Origin of the sequence: Actinoallomurus acaciae (assembly GCF_042429965.1) — a bacterium.
GTDB lineage: Bacteria > Actinomycetota > Actinomycetes > Streptosporangiales > Streptosporangiaceae > Actinoallomurus > Actinoallomurus acaciae.
Map to the genome: position 1 here is coordinate 1 of NZ_JBHLZP010001225.1, position 725 is coordinate 725.

1 protein-coding gene is annotated in these 725 nt (G+C 73.4%); it reads left to right on the forward strand.

Going from position 1 to position 725, the window contains the following annotated elements:
- Positions 1 to 164: 164 nt before the first annotated feature.
- Positions 165 to 536: a DUF2203 domain-containing protein gene (locus ACFFNX_RS51785; RefSeq protein WP_378213868.1), complete on the forward strand. Its 372-nt coding sequence runs from the start codon at positions 165 to 167 to the stop codon at positions 534 to 536.
- Positions 537 to 725: the final 189 nt, after the last annotated feature.

Consider the following 725-nt stretch of genomic DNA (forward strand, 5'->3'; position numbering starts at 1 on the left):
GCCGCCCGGGAGCTCATGGTCGGCCTGCACACGCGCCTGGCCGCGGGCACGCCCCCGGCGGAGGCCCTCGCCACCGCACCCCGGCCGCCGGCCGCCCTGGGCTTCGTCTGCTTCGGCGCGGGCTGGTAGGGCATCGCCGCGGGACCGCCCGGTAGCGTACGAGCGTGACCGAGCGGACCTTCACTCTCAGTGAGGCACGTGCGCTGCTTCCCGAGGTGCGCGCGCAGATCGACGCCATCGTGGCGGCACGCGCCGACCTCGCCGAACTGTCGTACGCGCTGCGGTCGGGTGAGCCGTCCCGTCTGGGCGGCAAGCCGGAGCAGAAGGGGTACGAGGCACGCATCGACGAGGCCGTGGGATGGTTCACCATCCAGGGCATCGAGGTGAAGAGCCTGACCCCGGTGCTCATCGACTTCCCCGCGTACCACGGAGGCCGATCGGTGCGCCTGTGCCTCCTGGAGGGCGAACGGGAACTGACCTGGTACCACCGGACCGAACTCGGCTTCGCCGGCCGCCGCCGCCTACCGGGCACCTGAGCCGGCCCCCGCCCACGCACGGACACCCGCACACCGACTCGTCCACGAGCGCCCGGGGCCTTGAGACAGGCTTCGGCCGTATCGGCCTGCCGGGCGGTGGAACTGGCAGAGAAACGCCCCGCCCGAGAACACGCCCCGCCCGAGAACACGCCCCGCCCGAGAACACGCCCCGCCCGAGAACACGCCCCG